Genomic DNA, 20517 nt, shown 5'->3' on the forward strand with positions numbered 1-20517 from the left:
TGCGCGCCCTGTTTCTGGCGGATCGATCAGGTATGTCTCAACGACAAGCATATTATAATCAAAGATATTTGATTTTCGTTATCATTCTTTTGATATTTTTATCATTCTTCCAACATATTTCTAATATTTTTATAAACTCATTCAAGAATAAAATTCCTTACGCTTATATTTTTCCCGGTACTGCCTGGGAGTCATCTTCATATATTCTTTAAATACACTGCCAAAATGGCTCTGGGAATTGAAGCATACATAATCACTGATCTCTGACAGGGTCGCATCGGAATATTTCAGGAGATTGGCAGCTCTTTCTACACGGAATTTCCGGATATAATCCACGATCTTCTCTCCCGTATCCTGCCGGAAGCTTCTGGAAAGATGACCCGGGCTGATCCCGATAGCCTCTGCGATATCCTCAAGATATATCTTATGATGATAATTCCGGGAAATATAATCCTTGCACTGCTCTGTATAGCTGGAAAAACTTCTTGTTTTTTTTGTATCAGCTACCAGCTCTGTAAATTTATAAAAGCATCTTTGGTTCAGTTCGATCATTTCTTCCATAGTCCGGCATTGATCGATCTGATTAATGAAATGATCACTGAGACGATATGCATCTGCCGGCGAAACTCCTCCTGCTATAGCTTCTCTTGTTGCCAGTGTAGTTGTCACAATAGCCTGATTCCTCTGATGATTAAAATGTTTTCTGGAAAGGATCCCACTCTTTTCCAAAAGTGCTGTGGCTCGTTCATTAACCTCTTCCACATTTCCTTCACGTATACTATCCAGTACATATCGTTCTTCCATATATGTATGATGGTAGGCTGCCGCATCCAATTTGTCCAGTTCAATGCGAACTATTTCACCCTCCTCCCAAACTTCTTTTTCCTCGATGAGATTATTTTTTTCCATAAGGTCGTCCGGCTGAATATCCTTTCCCTCCAAAAGCTCATACAAAAAACTTACGAAATTCAACATCCGGTTCAGTGTCATTTTGTCCGGATGGCGTTCTTCCTTCATTGACATGTGATATTTCTTATAAAACTGATGTATTTCCACATAGCTGAGCTCTTCTGCACATACCGGACCTGACAGATAGAAATCCTGACCGCTCTGAACACAGAAGAAATAAATTTTATCAAAAACCTTATAAATAGTCGGTGCATTTTGTTCTTTTGTCTGGCAGATCAGGGACCAGCGCAATTCCTCTGATACAGTCAGCGGATTCTGTTTTTCGGAAAAAACCCCAAGACTCCGGATATTTTCTCCTGCTTCATCTGCATAAAAAATGGGAATTCCCCACAGGCTTTCCAGTTTTCTCAACAATGTATGTTCTACCATGTCAACATCCTTTCATCTGTAATATCGGGCTGTTATTGGAATAAATTATATGTTTTTTTTCTTCCATGAGCAAGTCCCCAACCCTGCTTATTGCTTTTCGCAACTTCGCAGGAAACTTACTTGATTCGATTAAAAAGGCTTGCGGCTTTTTTCGGGGGAGAGTATGCTTGTAGTATCATAAATAAGAGAACAAGGGGATTTTCCTATGAAAATATGTGGATTTAACAAAACAACCCTGCTGGATTATCCGGGAAGGGTAGCCTGTACCATATTCTTAGGCGGCTGCAACTTCCGCTGCCCATTCTGCCAGAACGGAGCTCTTGTCGTGGAGCCTGGTACCCAGCCTGAATATTCCCAGGAGGAAATCCTGGCTTTTCTGAAAAAAAGAAAGGGGATCCTGGATGGCGTCTGCATTTCCGGCGGTGAACCCACGCTTGCCCCGGAACTGCCGGAATTTCTCGGCAGGATCAGGGAGCTGGGCTATGATGTAAAGCTCGATACCAACGGTTCCCGCCCCTCCGTGGTAAAAGATCTCGCAGCAGCTGACCTGATCAACAAGGTTGCCATGGATATCAAAGCCTGTCCTTCCAACTATCATGTGCTTACCGGTGTACATGCTGATCTGGATGGAATCCGGGAAACTGCCGGATGGCTGCTGGACGGACACCTTGATTATGAATTTCGTACAACGGTTGTGAAGGAACTTCATTCTGAAAAAGATTTTCAGGAGATCAGCCGGTGGCTAAGCGGTGCAAAAGCTTATTATCTCCAGGCTTATCGGGATTCCGACGGAGTTCTGATGCCGGGATTCTCTGCCTGCTCCGAGAAAGAAATGATAAACTACCGGGATATCCTGTCTCAGACGATCCCGGTAGTAGAAATTCGTGGTATGGAGCTGTGATCTGCGGATTTGCAAAACTGTTTGCTTATCTGCATGGATGCCGAAATTTTTCTGATCAGATGTTAATAAAACAGTACCAGTATCCTCCCTTTCCGCCTGGGATATGAATATCCGGACATTCCTTAAAGTAGGGAAAGCCAAACATATTGGCCATAAACCGTTCCTGCTGGCTGTATCCTCCGGGCACACCCAGTATGTACTGTCCCTGATGATTTCTGCACAGCAGAAGATGGCCGAAATTCTGATATCCGTACATGACAAAACGGTTGCTGCAGAAGCAGCCGTTTTGTCTGCATAAGGCACTGCAGTCCGATGGTCTGATCTTGCGACAGTCTGTGAAATAGCCGTCGTTAAACGGATCATCACAGGGTATTCCCGGAAGTGGACGAGATGGCTCAGGTCGCGGTGGTTTCGGCGGATGCGGTGATGGATGACCTGGTCGCGGTGATTCCGGCGGATGCGGTGATGGCTGGCCTGGCCGCGATGGTTCCGGCGGATGCGGACCGGGAGCCTGATATGAATTTCCAGTTTCCGATGCCTTCAATACCTCCTCCTGAACTTCCTCTACCGTCATGATCCTGTCTGACTTCTTCTGATATTCCTGCACTTCTGGCAAGGTTCCGTCTTTTTGATTTTCTTCTTCCTTTTCTCCCCGCTCTCTGCCTTTTTTCTCCGATGCCTCCTGATATTCCGTTCCTGTTTTCTCCGCTTCCTTCCGAGGTTCCGTTTCTTTTTTCTTCCACTCGCGGAAATTCTCCGGCCGGATCGGCTGATCATCCCATTCTGTTCCCCAGAATCCACCGGCATCGGAGATCAGAAGCAGTCCTCCAAGCTCCTGAAGACTTTTTCCCATGCCTCCAATATCCCCTGTATCCGTCTCCAGCGCGCACTCGATCCGCTCCTGCCCGGTAACACAGCTTCCGATCAAAATACCATCCATCAGCCCTTCCCGCCGCACAAACCCATACACTCTGCACCGACTTCCAGGCTCCAGTCCAACACAGCGCAAATGAACCTCCACACGGCATTTCCTATCTCTGGCCTCCACCCTCACATAACCGCTGCTGCCGTCTTTTTTTCCTTTCCGGTACTCGTACACATACGCAACAAAACGCTGATATCCAGCCAACGCACGTCCCTCCGGTATTTCGGTTTCGTTAATATATATGAAGTTTAAGAGAAATCATTCCATCAACGTGAAAAAGCTCCAGGATGTACAAACGCAAAAAAAGAATCCCTCAACCAAGGGATTCTCAAGCTGTTAGTCGAAAAATACGGCTATACCAGAATCGGTACATCAACACAGAATATCAACAGACAGGTGCGAAATTAAAATATGCGGAAAATTTTCGCTTTTGTCAAAAAAGCATTACTATCTTAGAACATTTTGCGCTTGTCAGGGTTCTCCGTATATGCTACACTGTACAGGAACAATCGTGTTACAGGGTGGCTGACCTCTAGTCCAAAAAGGATGGAGGTGGTGCTGATGAACGACAACCATTTTGACTTCAAAGATCTTATGGCTTTTGGCATGTTCATTCTAGCATTGCTTACGTTCGTATTAACGTTTTGTAAGTAATTCTTTACATAGAAAAACCACCCAAAAACTTTGGCCGAGTACAGGGTGGGATTTTCTAATCTTCTCTTATAAGGGCAACCCCTTGTGGGCGGTTGTTCTTTATGTTTGTATTATAGCACTACTATTCAAAGCATTCAAGAATATTTTCATCTGTAAATATAAAAACCCCCTGGCGATCCACGCTCGGGACATTCACCAAAGGCTTTCTCTTAATCTATATTTTATTTCTCGCTTTTCTTTACCTTTTCCCATGTATTACCTTTATCTTTATTTTTTTCCTGGCAAATGTAGAAGATTCTCCTTTCTTTTCTCATTGAGGTAACACAAGGTAACACAAACATACGTTCCTTCATTTTTCACAAACAAAAAAAGAATCCCTCAACCAAGGGATTCTCAAGCTGTTAGTCGAAGCGACAGGATTTGAACCTGCGACCTCTGCGTCCCGAACGCAGCGCTCTACCAAACTGAGCCACGCTTCGTTATTCTGTTTCAGTTGTTTATGTATTGCTCAACTGCAAGAGCTATTATATTAGAGTTTCTTTACTTTGTCAATAGAAAAAATTAAAATTTTTCAAAAAAATCGAATTTTTTCTTTTTTCCTGCTTCGGGCGTGCATTTTCGCAGACCCGAAGCAGTTTTGGGAAAGGTTCTTTATAACATATCAAGTATATTCAGGTGAAATATATGCTTATTTCACTGTAACTGTTACCTTTTTTGTGATTCCGTTGCTGCTTACATAGATAACAGCTTTTCCTTTTTTCACACCTTTAACAACACCTTTGCTGCTTACAGTAGCAACTTTTGTGTTGCTGCTTCTGTAGGTGATCTTTGCCTTTGAAGTGGCTGCTGCCTTGATGGCTGTTGTTTTCTTTGCTTTTACACTTACAGCTGTTTTGGATGTGATCTTCAGGCTGCCTTTTTTCACTGTGATCTTGCAGGTTGCTTTGTAGCTTCCGCATTTTACTGTAATTGTAGCTGTTCCTGCTTTTTTTGCTGTTACTTTTCCGCCTGCGCTTACCACTGCAACGGATTTATTACTGCTTGTATAAGTAACTTTTCCGCTAACGCCTGTTTTTTTCACTGTGATCTGGCTTGTTCCACCCACAAATACAGTTTTCGCTGAAGCCGAAGCTTTTACAGACGGCTTCTTAACTGTAATTTTGCAGGTTGCTTTATAATTTCCGCATTTCGCTGTGATCACAGCTGTTCCTGCCGCCTTTGCAGTTACCTTTCCATTTGCGGCTACAGCTGCAACAGATGGTTTGCTGCTTGTATAGGTTACTTTTCCGGTAACACCTGCGGTCGTTGCTTTCAGCGTCACCGTAGCTGGAGATCCTTTTACATAAAGCGTTTTCGATGATACATTTATTTTTACAGATGGCGTTTTTACAGTAAGCTTGTACTGTGCAGTTTTTCCTGCAGCAGATGTTGCTGTGATCACGGCTGTTCCTGCTGCTTTTGCAGTTACTTTTCCGTTCTCGTCTACAGATGCAACCGTTTCATTATCGGAAGCGTATGTTACATCCTTGCAATTTTCGCCTGTTGCTTCAAGCTGTCTGGAGCTTCCGACATAAAGAACTCCTGAATTTTCTTTAAAAGCAATTGTTCCATACACCAGCTGAACAGAAACATCCGCGTGATCATCACTGGAGACTCTTACTGTATAGGTTTCATTTTCCGGTCTCGCTACAGTAGAATCCAAAGCAACCACTCCATCTGCGGCTACACCATCCTGTACAAGATATGTTGTCTGTGAATCATGTCCGACACCTGTTGTATAGAAAACAGATACCTTCGGATTTTTGTATTTATCAAGATTTGCAAGCTTTACATGGGTGCTGTCCGTAAATTCCGGAGAAACATCCATCTCTTCTGTTGCCTGCGGTTTGATATAAATACCATCTGCAAATTCATATACATACGCACCGTCTGACATAATATACGTGATCCTGTTTACGGTTTTTCCTTCAAGACCTGCATCTTTTGCAAACGCAGCCTTATATACCTTCACCCACATCTCGTTCATATGACGCATACCATATTTTCCGCCATCTGTTGTTTCCAGGATCATTCCCTGGATCCCGGAGTTAACTGCAAAACCAGCATCACTCTTTGTGTCGCGGAGATATTTTGTGCTGGTTTCTTTTACTTTGATCTCATAATCTCCCCAACGAGAAGATGTATTGAGTGTTGCCTCCGCATCTGTCACAGTTGCCTTTACATTAAATTTTGTAGCACTGTATGTTCCATCTGCATTCAATGTTTTATACTGCCCAGGCTCTACCGTCGGAGTACGTCCAAGGGTGATCCCTGCTGCTTCTATATATGCTCCGCTTTCCGGAAGTTCTCCCGCTTCTGAAAGGATCCGCGCCTCTACATACGTTTTTGCATCTGTAGCTACACTAACCTTTTTTACTCCTGCGATCTCATATCCATTTTCTGTCAGATTCTGAACATCTGCATTTCCGAAAGCAGTGCTTTTTCTGGTTGTGGCAGATGTAACGGAATCATATTTACGGCTCGTTGCATCTCCTGCATAAAATTCCTCGTATGACAGAGATGCAGTACCGTAAAGTGTTCCTGTCAGTGCCTGATGTCCATTTGCCGCCTTATAATAAATATCCGTTCCCGGAATCTGTGTATATCCATCCACTGCTCCCTTTACCCAGTAATAGGAGACATTGGAAACCGTGATCGGCTGGCCTGTCAGTGTGATATTTTTTGTCATATCCACATAATTGTCGCTTGAGATCATAACCGTGTAGATCTCATCCCCGGCCCTGGCTACACTGCTGTCAAAGGTTACCACCCCGTTCTCTGCCACTGCATGATCTACAACATATGTTGTTTTTTTACCATGACCGCTTCCTGTTGTGTAGTATACGGAAACCTTAGGGTTTTCATATTTGTCAAGGTCATCAACTTTAACCTGGGTTGTATTTTCTTTTACAAAAGCCGCCTGTACTTTCATTCCTGCTTCAGGCTGTTTTTTTACAAGAGGAGCTTTGTCTCCAAACTCATATACATAGGAGCCGTCCGGGGTAATATAAGTCACCTTTGATATTTTTTCCCCGATAAGCCCGGATCCTGCTGAAAATGCAAATTCGTAAGGCTGTACCCAGATTTCATAGGTATGACGAAGTCCTACCTTCTTACCGCTGGCAGTTTCAAGGATTACTCCCAGTGTATTTCCACCTACGGCAAAATCACCCTGTCTGGAATTGCGGAGATATTTTGTGCCGGCTTCTTTTACCACCAGCATGTAATCGCCCCAGATCGACGGTGCCTGGATCTGGGCAGATGCATCTGTGACCGTTGCCTTTACATCGAATTTTGTTGCACTGTATGTTCCGTCTGTATTCAGTGTTTTATACTGTCCTGTTTCCTGTGACGGTGCTTCATTCAGCGTAATATCTGCTGCCTCTGTATAGACACCCTTTTTCGGAAGCTTGGAAGCAGCTTTCAGCACCTGTGCATCTACATAAGTTTCTGCGTCCACTGCAACACTTACATTCTTCACACCCTGGATCTGATATCCTGAAGAGGTTACTTCTGTGCTGTCCTCATTGGTAAAAATCTGATTTTTACTCGTTGTTGCCGAAGTGATAGCGTCATAGCTCTCCTGAGTGGTATCGCCGGCATAAAATTCTGAATAACTTAAGGTTGTCGTTCCGTACAGCTTTCCGGTCAGAGCTGTCTGCCCGTCTGCCGCTTTTACATAAACGCCTGTTGTACCTATCTGTGTATATCCCTCTGCCGGCTGCATGGACCAGAGATATTTCACTCCTGCAACAGTGATCTCAGAAGCATCCTGAAGGACCTCGCCTGCTTCTGCCATAAATGCTTCTCCATCACCGAATACCTCTTTTGTATCCTCCTGGATCTGCTCTTCCTCTTCCTGTTGAATCTCTTCTGCTGAAATTTCTGCTACTTCTTCCTGAATAGCTTCTGCATCACTTTCTTCTGGCTCTTCCGACTGAATATCAGCTTCACCAACTTCCGGCTGATCCTGGGAAACAGACTCCTGATCCTCGTTCTCTCCTTCTTCCTGTGCTGTCTCTCCTTGTGTTTCTCCTGACACGTCACTAAAAACTTCCGCCTCAGACGCCATTGCCGTTACCGGTACTCCTGATGCGATCACCGCTGAGCTCAGAACGAGTGCAGCTGACTTCTTAAAAAGCTTCCACTTATGCATACCTGTCCTCCTCTTTGTCTTTTATATTGCACAACTTTATACCAGATCATGACCTTACAGCTGCTCTGGTTAATTGAAATTTCTTCCGCAGGATATTCAACATATATCAGCTTCTGCAGAAGTGCTCTATCAAGCACACTTTAGTTTGTTCAAACTAACATATCGTTATTTTATCAATACCGGAATTATTTGTCTATACATATCTGGCAAAAAAGCCTCACGGTTATTGTTATTTTTTTCTCAACTAAAAATTGTTTTCAAAATATTTTTGCATTATTATCTGATAATTTAAAATAAAAAAAGTATATATTCCAAGACGTCATTTCAGGAAATGCAACAGACATTGCCATTTCCTCCGGCATTCTCAGATCATATACTTTTTATATTTCTATATTTTTTCTTTCTTTTATGCCCAGCGGCTCTTCTGTTCTTCGCAGATACTGTTCCACTGGCAGTTTCCACAGATTTTCTTACGTTTATCTATCGCAAGGATTTTTTCCTGGACTTTTTTTGTAAACTCGCTGAAGTACAATGTCTGTCCGGCCTTCAGTCCACATTTTTCCAGCACTGCATTGTCATACTCTGCCACTTTATCTCCGGCTTCGCAATGTCCGCCCCGATTATTCGGACAGGCAGAGCAAATCTCATCCGTATCCACATGAAGCCTTATTTTCTTTCCCTGCAGAAAAATCTTCAGCATCTCGGCCATATGTGCAGTAAAACCGTTACTGTAGCCTTCCCCCTTAAAATACGCCAGGCACATACCATGATGAGGGCGCAGCGGAATGACCATTTCCTCTGTGCCCTCATCAGAAGCATATGCCGCAGCACTGCTTTTATCTTGCATATTTACGTACCTTTCCTGATAAAACATAAGCCAGTGCGATCTTGATAAGATCCGGAATGATAAACGGGAATACACACCAGCCAAGAACTGCCATAAGACCTACCGGACCTGTGCTTCTTGTATAAGCAAACATAAACCATACGGTTCCAAAGGCATAGCATACGATCAGTCCAACGACCATGGAAATGATCTGAACGACCGGTTTTCTGCCAAAAATGTGCTCAAATGCCCACATAACAAGTGCTGAAAAGATAAATCCAACGATATATCCACCTGCATTTCCGAGAAGAGCTCCAATGCCTCCGGAAAATCCCGCAAAAACCGGAACTCCTACTGCTCCAAGAAGAACGTAAACCAGAACTGCCATCGTTCCTCTTTTACCTCCAAGTACGCCTACTGCCATGAATACTCCGAATGTCTGCAGGGTAAACGGTACCTGCGCCGGAATGGAAATCCATGAGCAAACTGCCATCACTACCGCAAAAACTGCAATGTAAACAAGATCATACGTCTTGCTTCTGCCTGCTGCCACTGTTGTCATAATAATCTGTATCCTCTCTTTCCTTTTCTGCTTTTCCTAGCGGAAGATCATTCAAGTCCTTTATAAATGATATCCACTCTTTTGCTGTTAACAATTTAACATAACAGGATTTGATTGTCAACTCAATTACATTTTCAAGTTTACATTTTTTATAATACCGTCTGCTATACGCAAACCTGTCACTGTTCACTCCGTTCTCAGTAACACGCTTCGCGATGCACAGAATTTATGCTGATCGCATAAATTCGCGCGGTATGTCTCGGGTTTTCTGTGACCTTCGCTCACAAAAAACACCTCGCGGGACATTACCAGTGAACAGTAACGCAAACCTGTCATTTGTAAATAATATTGCCAATTTTCACTTTCAAATTTCTCCCTCTGATGCTATACTGAAATCAATGAGTTTTCAGCAAAAAGGGGGATTTTTCCACATGGATATACACGATATTCATAACATCAGCACCAACTGCACACGGACCGAATTTGTAGGGACCGCAGTTCTTGACACAATCGGACTCGTGATCTCCGGAGTTGATGATTCTCTGCTTAAAGAGATGAACGTAGGTACCCAATACCACTGTCTGGGGCTTTTCAGTTCCCGAACAGGCGCTGCCGGCCAGATCACAGCTATTGACGATGCAGTAAAAGCCACAAATACAGAAGTCCTTTCCATTGAACTTCCAAGAGATACCAAGGGCTGGGGCGGTCACGGAAACTATATCGTCCTTGGCGGAAATGATGTATCCGACGTGCGTCACGCCATTTCTCTGGCTCTGGAACTGACTAACAAATATGCAGGTGAGGTCTACATCAGCGAATCCGGCCACCTGGAGTTTGCTTTTTCCGCAAGTGCAGGTCCTGCTATCCATAAAGCCTTCGGCACACCTCTGGGTGAAGCATTTGGTTTCATGGCAGGTTCTCCGGCTGCTATCGGTCTTGTGATGGCAGATAATGCCGTGAAATCCGCAGCAGTATCCATTACACAATATATGACTCCGAATATCGGTACCAGTCATTCCAACGAAGTGATCATCGCCATCTCCGGTGATGCCAGTGCTGTAAAAGCTGCTGTACTGGAAGGCCGTCAGACAGGCCTTGAGCTTCTCATCGGTATGGGAACCTATCCGGAGATCCCGGGTACGCCGTATCTGTAAAATTTCCGTATCATCGGAAACAACGTAATTTCCACACGGCATATTTTCCGGATGTTTTTCATAGAAACATATCTGTATCACGCAAAACAGCGCTGCAAAGATCTTCCTGTGATCATGCAGCGCTGTGCTTATTTATTGTTGATTTTTCCTGATAGTCTTCCGGATCAGCCCACCTGATATACATCTGCTGACTGAAGTCCGAAGCTTAATGCCTCAGAATGGCTTCCACAGTAGATATCCACATGTCCGTAAGGAGTTCCCAGATCCTCTACCGTATAAACAGTGCCGTTGATCAGAAGCTTGGTACCAAACGGAACACCTGCCATAGCAACGGTACGTCCTGCTGTCGGAACTGTTCCGCTGGCGGTAAGATTACCGGCTGTACCGCAGCACTGTGCACAATTGCAGTATGCGGTCAGTGTAAAGTTTCCAAGATATGTTCCCTGACTGGAAGAACCGGAATCGGACGTATCCGCAGAGGCATCTTCCGTCTCCCCGGAAGCTGTCTCATCATTGGAAACCTCCTCCTGGGAGCTGTCCTCGGAAACATCTTCGGAACTTCCGGACTGTACATCATCCACTTCCTCTTCCTCCTCTACAACAATGTCTGTACTTGTAGAGCTGCTGGAAGACTCAGTTGTATCCTCCTCCGGATCATAGCCGTAATCATCGTCAGAATCAGCCTCTTCACTGCCCTCGTTATCCTGATCGGCCTCTTCCCGGGCTGCAGCCTCTGCTGCCTGTCTCTCAGCCTCTGCTGCCGCTTCAGCCTTAGCTTTCTCTTCTGCAGCCTTCTCCGCCTCTGCCTGCTGTACCAGAGCGGTAATACTGCTGTCTGCATTACTGATATCTGCCATCAGCTGCTGAGCCTCTTCCTGGCTGGCGCTGATCTGGTTTACATAAGAGTTAATATCATCGCTTGTGCTGGAAGCCATGGACTGCACTTCCTGCTGCTTGGCTGCACGCTCCGTCATCAGTTCATCGATCTCTGCGGACTCCGTTTCAACCTTTTTCTCATTCTCCTGGATATTCTTCTGAAGACTCACATATTTATCCAGCATGTCTCTGTCGTATGTAGAAATCTGGATCGCATTCTCCGCGCGATTGAGGAATTCTGCAAGGCTCTCGGAAGAAAGCAGTGTCTCCAGTGCGGAAGTCCCGGCATTCTCATACATATATGCAATTCGAAGCTTCATGGATTCATACTGATCTGCAGATGCCTTCTTCGCTTTTTTCAGTTCTTTTTTTACTTTATTTAATTCATCTTCCTTCTCAGCAGCCTGGATACTAAGCTCAGAAATGCTGTTGGTAAGATCCTCATACTGTGCGTTTAAATCAGCCAGATAGCTCTCCAGCTCCTGCTTCTTGCTCTCCAGTGTGCCGATGCTGCTCTGTACCTGTGCAAGACCCTCTTCAGCGGCCTGTTTCTCCGCCTGTGCCTCTGCGATCGCAGCGTCTGTACCTGATGCATATACGGGGTTTCCCATGGAAAGAGCGAGCATACCCGTAAGCAGTAATGTGAAAACTTTTCTATTCTTCATATAAACACCTTTCGTCCTTTCATGGGTTCTAGTATAACACATTTTTCATAAAAAGCAATAATTTTATTTTATTTTTGTAACAAATACGTAATAATTTAAATATTTATGAACTGGAAAGCGTTTTTTTGTTTTCCGGAGCATGAAAAAACTGCCCTCTCACAGATTTATCTGTAAAACGGCAGTTTTTATTCTATGCTGTTCCAATTCAAAAATCATCAGCTACGAGAATACTTCTCTGATGTAATCCCCCCTGAAGCTGCTTCTCTTACTCCGCAGCCTCCATAAGAACCTCATTCTCAGCTTCCTCAGCCATTACTTCCTGATACTTGTCCAGGATGATCGTCTGGATCTGCTCTCTCGTTGCTGAATTGATCGGATGAGCGATGTCACGATATTCACCGTCGCTTGCCTTACGGCTTGGCATTGCGATGAACAGCCCCTTCTCGCCTTCGATCACTTTGATGTCATGTACCACAAACTCATCATCTATTGTGACAGACACAACGGCCTTCATTTTCCCTTCTTTCGCTACCTTCCTCACACGTACATCTGTAATATTCATTGCTACTTGCCCCTTTCATTTCGCTAACCGTATCTGCGGAAATCTGATCTTCCGCATTTATAATACGTAGCGTTCGTTTTTCTCTACGACGATCTTCACTTCTCCTTCTTCGCCGCTGTAATATGAATTCGCCCGGATGGTATCCCGGCTCTCAACAATGCAATTCTCAATATGCGTATTATCTCCAAGATATACGTCATTAAGGATCACAGAGTTTTTGATCACACAGTTATTTCCTACAAATACATCACGGAACAGAACAGAGTTCTCCACGGTTCCGTTGATGATACATCCGCTGGATACCAGACTGTTCTTCACAGTTGCACCCGGATTGTACTTAGCAGGAGGTACATCTGCGATCTTGGTCTTGATCGCCGGCTCCTGTTTGAAGAAATAGTTCCTGATTTCCGGTTTCAGGAAATCCATGTTTGTCTGATAATAAGCCTCTGCAGTAGAGATATTATTCCAGTAGTTATCGATCTTATATCCGTAAATCCTCTTCAGATTTTTGTAACGGATAAGAATATCATTTACAAAATCATGCCTTCCTTCCTGGGCAGCACGCTCGATCAGTTCAATCAGCTGCCTTCTTCGGATGACATAGATACCAGTAGATACTGTATTATAGGAGGAAACGATCGGTTTCTCTTCAAATTCCTCGATCCGACAGTCCTCATTCATGCGGAGAACACCAAATCTTTCAACCTGGCTCTGATCCTTGCATGTAGTACATACAACGGTAACATCTGCCCGCTTTGCGATATGATACTCCAGGACTTTATTGTAATCCAGCTTGTAGATTCCATCACCGGAAGCGATCACCACATAGGGTTCATGACTGTTCTTTAAAAAGCTCAGGTTCTGATAGATAGCATCTGCAGTACCCTGATACCATAAGCTGTTGTCTCTGGTAATGGTTGGAGTAAAGACATAAAGTCCTCCCTGTTTTCTTCCGAAATCCCACCATTTGGATGAACTTAAATGCTCGTTAAGGGAACGGGCATTATACTGTGTCAGCACAGCAACCTTCTGGATATGTGAATTTGCCATGTTGCTGAGGGCAAAGTCGATCGCGCGGTAACTTCCTGCAATAGGCATTGCCGCGATTGCTCTTTTGTTTGATAATTCTCTCATGCGGTTATTATTACCGCCTGCCAAAATAATACCTATCGCTCTCATTCTTTCCCACCGTCCTTTGCTGCAATTACCTGGCCGGCTGCCAGTTCTCCGTCAGGGTAGTCTTCTTTTGTTGTAACACCGGCGATAGCGGTATTCTTACCGATTTTGACACTGTCCGGAATCACGCTGTTTTCGCCGATAGCCACAAGTCCAAAGGAATATACAGCCGGTTTCAGAACATTCGGTACTTCCTCGCCGCATCCGATCACAACATTATTTCCGATGACAACATCTTCTGCCACGATAGCTTTATCCATAACAACATTCTCACCAACTGCTGTATTCTTCATGATAATAGAATCACGTATCACACTGCCCTTGCCGATGATAACATTCGGACCGATCACTGAATTATGTACTTCACCATAGATTTCTGTTCCCTCACCGATGATACACTTGTCCACAACTGCATCTGCGGAAATATACTGTGGCGGGATCACATCTCCCTTGGTGTAGATCCTCCAGAATTCCTCATAAAGATTAAACTCCGGAATGATATCGATCAGCTCCATATTTGCTTCCCAGTAAGAACCAAGAGTTCCTACATCTTTCCAATAGCCGTTGTACTCGTAAGCAAAAAGGCGCTGTCCTTTCTCTTTACAGTACGGAAGGATATGTTTACCGAAGTCGCAGCCATTCTGATCCTTCAGGGCGATCAGTGCTTCCTTAAGAACCGGCCATGAGAAAATATAGATACCCATGGATGCAAGATTGCTGCTTGGATGCTCCGGTTTCTCCTCAAACTCAGTAATACGGCTGTTCTCATCAGTAACCATAATACCAAAACGGCTGGCTTCCTCAATGGGAACCGGCATACACGCGATTGTAATATCTGCCTTGTTCGCCTTGTGGAAATCCAGCATCACTTCGTAATCCATCTTATAGATATGGTCACCGGAAAGGATCAGTACATAATCAGGGTTATACTGCTCCATATAAGCCAGATTCTGATAGATCGCATTGGCAGTTCCTGTATACCATTCGCTACTTGTGCTCTTCTCATACGGAGGAAGGACTGTGACACCGCCTTCATTGCGGTCCAGATCCCACGGAATACCGATACCGATATGTGTATTCAGGCGGAGAGGCTGGTACTGTGTCAGCACACCCACCGTGTCAATTCCCGAGTTAATACAATTGCTCAGTGGAAAATCGATGATACGATATTTACCACCAAAAGCGACTGCCGGCTTTGCAACCTTTTCTGTCAAAACTCCTAACCTGCTGCCTTGCCCACCGGCCAAGAGCATGGCAATCATCTCTTTCTTAATCATGCGATCACCTCTTGTATGTTATGATTATTCCATTATAGCATACTTTACTGTATTAGTGAACATTTTTTACAATTAATTTATCTATATTTTACTTTTTTTATCGCTATTGTATATTATAAATTGGTAAGACTCATCATTTTCTTCATTCATCTGGTAATTTTCAACATTTTTCGATGTTGTTTTCTGGTTACTTTTATATTCCGGAAAAAACCGCTTTTTTAGCCAAAAGAACCACTTTTCAATTGTTTCTGTTGGCGTTATAATAAAACAGACAAAAGAGCTACGAAAATAACATATATATAAGGAGATTATTATGTATCAGATAGACTTTCATAAACCGCTCCATATTCATTTCATCGGGATCGGAGGCATCAGCATGAGCGGCCTTGCCGAGATCCTTCTGGAAGAAAATTTCCGGATTTCCGGTTCCGATGCCAAATCCAGCCCGCTGACCCGCACACTGGAAGAACGTGGCGCTGTGATCTATTACGGACAGCGCGCTTCCAATATCAAGGATGACATAGATGTGGTTGTCTATACAGCAGCGATCCACCCGGACAACCCGGAATTTGCCTGTGCGAAAGAAAAAGGGCTTCCAATGCTCACCCGTGCAGAGCTTCTGGGCCAGATCATGCGGAACTACGATACACCGATTGCAATTTCCGGAACCCACGGAAAAACCACTACTACTTCCATGGTTTCTCATATCCTTCTTGAGGGTGACTGTGATCCTACCATCAGTGTTGGCGGAATCCTTCCTGCTATCCACGGAAATATCCGCGTTGGAAATTCTGAGACCTTTATCACAGAGGCATGCGAATACACCAACAGCTTTTTAAGCTTCTTCCCTAAGATCAGTGTGATCCTGAACATGGATGCCGATCATCTGGATTTCTTCAAGGACATCGATGACATCCGCCATTCCTTCCGGAAATTTGCAGAGCTTCTCCCTGCTGACGGTACTCTGATCATCAACGCCGACACACCGGAGTATGAGACGATCACCCGGGAGCTTCCATGCACTGTTCTTACCTATGGTCTGGAGCACGATGCCGATTACACCGCGGCAGACATTACCTGGGATAAATACGGACATCCTTCCTTCTCCGTTCTCTTCCGGGGCAAAAAGATCGGCAGCTATTACCTTCGTGTACCGGGCATCCACAATGTATCCAATGCGCTGGCTGCTATTGCCATAGGACGCCTTCTGGACCTTCCGGATGATGTGATCGTCAAAGGTCTCGGAAGCTTTACCGGTACAGACCGTCGTTTCCAGTATAAAGGCGAGATCGGCGGTGTCACCATCATTGATGATTACGCTCATCATCCAACCGAGATCGAGGCAACCCTTCATGCTGCAAAGAATTATCCGCATCAGAAGGTATGGTGTGTATTCCAGCCTCATACCTACACACGTACCAAAGCTCTTCTTCCGGAATTTGCAAAAGCGCTGACTCTGGCCGATCATGTTGTACTGGCTGATATTTATGCCGCACGTGAAACAGACAATCTTGGTATTTCTTCCCAGGATCTCCAGAAACAGATCCAGGAACTTGGAACCCCCTGCGAATATTTCCCGACTTTTGATGAGATCGAGAGCTTCCTCTTAAAAAGTTGTGCACATGGTGATCTGTTGATAACTATGGGCGCCGGAGACGTTGTAAACATTGGAGAACACCTTCTCGGAAAATAATTATCCACATTATCCACATGCTTATGCACATTTCAGACGTGCCTGGCATGTGGATTTTTTTGTGTATAACCTACTTGACATAATTCAACAGCCAAATCCAACAAATACCGCATTTTTCTTACAAAATTAAGGTTTTTGTTAGTTGCTGATAATGTTATCCTCAAAGTTTTCCACACTATCCACATTTTTCACATGGAAATTGGTGCACAACTTCTGTGAAAATAGACTATTCTCAAGTAAAAGCGGTTGTGCTATAATCCTTTTTAGCATGGCGGACTTTGGGATATCGCCTGAAATATCTGCTGCATTTTAGAAAGGGAGCTGCTGATCATGAGCCTGATTTCACTTCAGAATTCCTCTGAACTGGGGGTAACGATTCTTTCCAATCGCTTTATTGACAATTTCATGCCTCGTGCCAACGGGGAGTTCGTAAAGGTATATATCTACCTTCTCCGGATGGTATCTGCCACTCCTTCTTCTTTCAGCCTGGAGCATATGGCAGACAGCCTTTTCTGCACGGAAAGAGATATTTCCCGTGCACTGAAATACTGGGAAGGTGAGAAACTGATCGCATTAGCCTATACTGCAGATCAGAAGCTTTCCGGGATCACTTTGCTGGAACCTTTTGCTGATACCGGTCATAGAGAGAGCAGCGCTTCCATGGATACTTTCACCGGTTCCGGCAATTCTGCTTCCGTTTCCGGAAACACGGATCCGGAAGTCCCGAGCTCCGCTGATTACATTCTCAGTCTCACTCCTGACCGGATCAAAGAACTTAAGCAAAACGAAGAGATCAGTCAGCTTCTCTATATCACAGAGCAGTATCTGACCAAAACACTGACGCCTACAGAAATGCAGAAGATCCTTTTTTTCTATGATGAGCTCCATATGTCTGCGGATCTCATCGAATATCTGGTGGAATACTGTGTTTCCAGAGGCCGCAAGAGTATGCGTTATATTGAAACTGTTGCACTCGCCTGGGCAAAAGACGGCATCACCACCGTCGAGATGGCACGGGATGCCAGCTCCCGTTTTTCCAAGGATTATTACACGATCCTGAAGGCTATGGGGATCAGCGGCCGCAACCCTGTTGATAACGAGATCACTTACATTGATACCTGGCGCAAGACCTACGGTTTTGATCTGGAGCTGATCCAGGAAGCCTGCAGCCGTACTGTCCTTTCCACCGGACAGCCCAGTTTCCAGTATGCGGATAAGATCCTCTCCGGCTGGAAAAAGAAAAACGTACATACGCTGGAGGATATCCGGCTTCTGGATGCCGCACACAAAAAACGCCAGCTTGAGAAATCTGTTTCCAGGAAGAAGCAGCCCCAGACCCAGCCTCAGAACAGCAACCGCTTCAATAATTTCCACCAGCGTGATTATGATTTTGCGGAATATGAGAAACGTCTTTTAAATAATCAGTAACAGAAACTGGAAGGAGCGCTTTATGCCTTTACAGAATTTTCAATATGATACTATAATGAGAGAATACAGCCGTCGGCAGGCACAGAATCACCGCATTCTGGAAGAACACACAGCCGAAGCCTACGGAAAGATCCCCCGTCTGAAAGAGATCGATGACGAGGTGGCAACTTTAAGTGCCGACAAAGTACGACGTCTTTTAAACGGCGAAGAAAAGGGAACTTCAGATCTGAAGGCAGCCATTCAGAAGCTTTCCGATGAACGGATCACCCTTCTTGTTGCAAACGGCTTTCCCGGAGACTATCTGGAGATGCCTTACACCTGCCCTGACTGCCAGGATACCGGCTATATCGGCAGCCGGAAATGCACCTGTTTTAAAAAAGCTGAGATCGAGCTGCTTTATGCACAGTCCAATCTGAATGAAATTCTCGAAAAAGAGAATTTTGACAGCTTTTCATTTGACTATTATTCTGCTACAATAAAAAACGAAGCCACGGGACTGTCTGCCCTGGAAACAGCCAGACGGGCCTATGATACTGCACAACGCTTTGTGCAGAACTTCGACCATAAATTTGAAAACCTGTTTTTATATGGTGATACCGGTGTGGGAAAAACCTTTCTTTCACACTGCATCGCACGGGAGCTTCTCAGATCCACCCACTGTGTTCTGTACTTTTCAGCCTACGATCTTTTTGATATGATGGCTGCGAATTCTTTTTCCCGAAAAGATACCGGCACAGACGAGGAACTGATCTATGACTGTGATCTTCTGATCATTGATGACCTGGGAACGGAGCTTACCAACAGTTTCGTATCTTCACAGCTTTTTCTCTGTCTCAATGAGCGGATCATGCGCAGGAAATCCACGATCATTTCCACGAATCTGACGCTCAAAAATTTCTCGGATACCTATTCCGAGAGAACATTTTCCCGAATTGCCAGCAACTATCAGATGATATCGTTGATCGGGAAGGACATCCGTATACAGAAAATATTTTTAGGAGGAAATTAAAATGGCACAGGTAAATACAAAAGATTTTTCCACACTCCCGGTAGGAAGACTTGGACTGATTCCCCTTCAGAGCTGCAGCTCATTAGGCGCGAAGGTGAATGACTGGCTGGTCAAATGGCGTGCCGAAAGACAGTATCCTGGAATGGACTCCTTTGCATTCGAGGGATACAAGCGCGATTCTTACATTATTGAAGCCAAGACTCCACGTTTCGGCTCCGGTGAGGGTAAATGTACCATCAACGAATCTGTCCGCGGTGATGATATCTACGTAATGGTAGATGTGACAAATTACAGCTTATCCTATCCAATCGGACCTTACACGAATCTTATGTCCCCGGATGATCACTTCCAGGATATGAAGCGTGTTATCGCCGCTGTAGGCGGAAAAGCCCGCAGAGTCAACGTGATCATGCCATATCTCTATGAGAGCCGCCAGGACAAACGTGTCGGAAGAGAGTCTCTTGACTGTGCCAATGCACTTCATGAGCTGATCGATATGGGTGTTGAGAATATCATCACCTTTGATGCACATGATTCCCGTGTACAGAATGCGACTCCTCTTCATGGTTTTGAGACTGTACAGCCATCCTACCAGTTCATCAAGGCTCTTCTTAATAATGAAAAGGGACTCCATATCGATAAGGATCATTTCATGACGATCAGCCCGGACGAAGGAAGCATGAACCGTGCGATCTATCTCGCCAATGTCCTCGGTGTTGATATGGGTATGTACTATAAACGTCTGGATTACTCAAGATATGTAAACGGCCGTCACCCGATCGCAGCATACGAATTCCTCGGACCAAAGATCGAGGGCAAGGATATGATCCTGATCGATGATATGATCTCCTCCGGTGATACGATCATTAAGATCGCGTCTCTCCTGAAAGAGAAAGGAGCAGGCAGAGTTTACATCTGCTCTACCTTCGGATTCTTTACCGATGGTCTTGATAAATTTGACGATGCTTACAAGAAGGGCTACTTCGACAAGCTCCTTACTACTAACCTGGTTTATCAGTCACCGGAGCTTCTTGAGAAGCCATACTACATCAGCTGCGATATGAGCAAATATATCGCTCTGATCATTGATACGCTGAATCATGATAACTCTGTCAGCCACCTTCTGAATCCGGTAGACAGAATCAAACGCTGCGTAACAAATTACATGAGCGAGCATGAGAAATAAATAAATCATAACGCACGCAAAGCGGCTGCACCTTCTGAGAACGATATAACAGTCTCTCAGAAAGCGCAGCCGCTTTATATTTCTGCAACA

At 44.6% G+C, this 20517-nt stretch carries 15 protein-coding genes and 1 tRNA gene; 6 read left to right on the top strand and 10 right to left on the bottom strand.

Annotation, left to right across the window (positions count from 1 at the left end):
- Nucleotides 1-141 precede the first annotated feature (141 nt).
- Nucleotides 142-1338 (bottom strand): helix-turn-helix transcriptional regulator, encoded by a 1197-nt coding sequence (locus DWX61_RS14285; RefSeq protein WP_118625985.1) that lies wholly within the window; start codon nucleotides 1336-1338, stop codon nucleotides 142-144.
- Nucleotides 1339-1543: 205 nt separating this feature from the next.
- Between DWX61_RS14285 and DWX61_RS14290 the strand changes: the two genes are divergently transcribed.
- Nucleotides 1544-2239, top strand: a complete 696-nt coding sequence (locus DWX61_RS14290) for an anaerobic ribonucleoside-triphosphate reductase activating protein (protein WP_118625987.1) — start codon at nucleotides 1544-1546, stop codon at nucleotides 2237-2239.
- Between the two features lie 55 nt (nucleotides 2240-2294).
- On the opposite strand, the gene DWX61_RS14295 is transcribed toward DWX61_RS14290, so the two are convergent.
- The 5 genes from DWX61_RS14295 to DWX61_RS14315 all read right to left on the bottom strand — a co-directional run bounded on the left by DWX61_RS14295 (nucleotide 2295) and on the right by DWX61_RS14315 (nucleotide 9401).
- Nucleotides 2295-3368, bottom strand: a complete 1074-nt coding sequence (locus DWX61_RS14295) for a DUF6128 domain-containing protein (RefSeq protein WP_118625989.1) — start codon at nucleotides 3366-3368, stop codon at nucleotides 2295-2297.
- An 855-nt stretch (nucleotides 3369-4223) separates the two neighbouring features.
- Nucleotides 4224-4297: transfer RNA gene (locus DWX61_RS14300), tRNA-Pro, on the bottom strand.
- A 209-nt stretch (nucleotides 4298-4506) separates the two neighbouring features.
- A complete protein-coding gene (locus DWX61_RS14305; RefSeq protein WP_118625991.1) occupies nucleotides 4507-8013 on the bottom strand; it encodes an Ig-like domain-containing protein in 3507 nt (1168 codons plus the stop codon).
- 406 nt (nucleotides 8014-8419) lie between these two features.
- Nucleotides 8420-8860, bottom strand: coding sequence for a DUF1284 domain-containing protein (locus DWX61_RS14310; protein WP_118625993.1), 441 nt, complete (start codon nucleotides 8858-8860; stop codon nucleotides 8420-8422).
- A complete protein-coding gene (locus DWX61_RS14315; RefSeq protein ID WP_118625995.1) occupies nucleotides 8850-9401 on the bottom strand; it encodes a biotin transporter BioY in 552 nt (183 codons plus the stop codon). The genes DWX61_RS14310 and DWX61_RS14315 overlap by 11 nt, the downstream gene beginning before the upstream one ends.
- 431 nt (nucleotides 9402-9832) lie before the next feature.
- On the opposite strand from DWX61_RS14315, the gene pduB reads away from it, so the two are divergent.
- Complete coding sequence (pduB, locus tag DWX61_RS14320) at nucleotides 9833-10555, top strand: microcompartment protein PduB (RefSeq protein ID WP_173740389.1); 723 nt, start codon at nucleotides 9833-9835, stop codon at nucleotides 10553-10555.
- Nucleotides 10556-10719: 164 nt separating this feature from the next.
- Here pduB and DWX61_RS14325 read toward each other — a convergent pair whose 3' ends face one another.
- The 4 genes from DWX61_RS14325 to DWX61_RS14340 all read right to left on the bottom strand — a co-directional run bounded on the left by DWX61_RS14325 (nucleotide 10720) and on the right by DWX61_RS14340 (nucleotide 15111).
- On the bottom strand, nucleotides 10720-12096 hold the full coding sequence (locus DWX61_RS14325) for a PcsB-like coiled-coil domain-containing protein (RefSeq protein ID WP_118625997.1): 1377 nt from the start codon (nucleotides 12094-12096) through the stop codon (nucleotides 10720-10722).
- A 265-nt stretch (nucleotides 12097-12361) separates the two neighbouring features.
- Complete coding sequence (gene spoVG, locus DWX61_RS14330; RefSeq protein WP_015525652.1) at nucleotides 12362-12658, bottom strand: septation regulator SpoVG; 297 nt, start codon at nucleotides 12656-12658, stop codon at nucleotides 12362-12364.
- A 57-nt stretch (nucleotides 12659-12715) separates the two neighbouring features.
- Nucleotides 12716-13837 (bottom strand): glucose-1-phosphate adenylyltransferase subunit GlgD, encoded by a 1122-nt coding sequence (gene glgD / locus DWX61_RS14335; RefSeq protein WP_118607824.1) that lies wholly within the window; start codon nucleotides 13835-13837, stop codon nucleotides 12716-12718.
- Nucleotides 13834-15111, bottom strand: coding sequence for a glucose-1-phosphate adenylyltransferase (locus DWX61_RS14340; protein WP_118516028.1), 1278 nt, complete (start codon nucleotides 15109-15111; stop codon nucleotides 13834-13836). The genes glgD and DWX61_RS14340 overlap by 4 nt, the downstream gene beginning before the upstream one ends.
- Nucleotides 15112-15424: 313 nt before the next feature.
- Between DWX61_RS14340 and murC the strand changes: the two genes are divergently transcribed.
- The 4 genes from murC (at nucleotide 15425) to DWX61_RS14360 (ending at nucleotide 20427) form a co-directional block, all read left to right on the top strand.
- On the top strand, nucleotides 15425-16804 hold the full coding sequence (murC, locus tag DWX61_RS14345) for a UDP-N-acetylmuramate--L-alanine ligase (protein ID WP_118625999.1): 1380 nt from the start codon (nucleotides 15425-15427) through the stop codon (nucleotides 16802-16804).
- A 330-nt stretch (nucleotides 16805-17134) separates the two neighbouring features.
- Nucleotides 17135-18232: a DnaD domain protein gene (locus DWX61_RS14350; RefSeq protein WP_118626001.1), complete on the top strand. Its 1098-nt coding sequence runs from the start codon at nucleotides 17135-17137 to the stop codon at nucleotides 18230-18232.
- 22 nt (nucleotides 18233-18254) lie between these two features.
- Entirely contained in the window at nucleotides 18255-19241 is a 987-nt protein-coding gene (locus tag DWX61_RS14355; protein ID WP_118626003.1) for an ATP-binding protein, read from the top strand.
- A 1-nt stretch (nucleotide 19242) separates the two neighbouring features.
- A complete protein-coding gene (locus tag DWX61_RS14360) occupies nucleotides 19243-20427 on the top strand; it encodes a ribose-phosphate pyrophosphokinase (RefSeq protein WP_118626005.1) in 1185 nt (394 codons plus the stop codon).
- Nucleotides 20428-20517: the final 90 nt, after the last annotated feature.

This window comes from Ruminococcus sp. AF20-12LB, from assembly GCF_003478985.1.
Classification (GTDB): Bacteria; Bacillota; Clostridia; order Lachnospirales; family Lachnospiraceae; genus Blautia_A.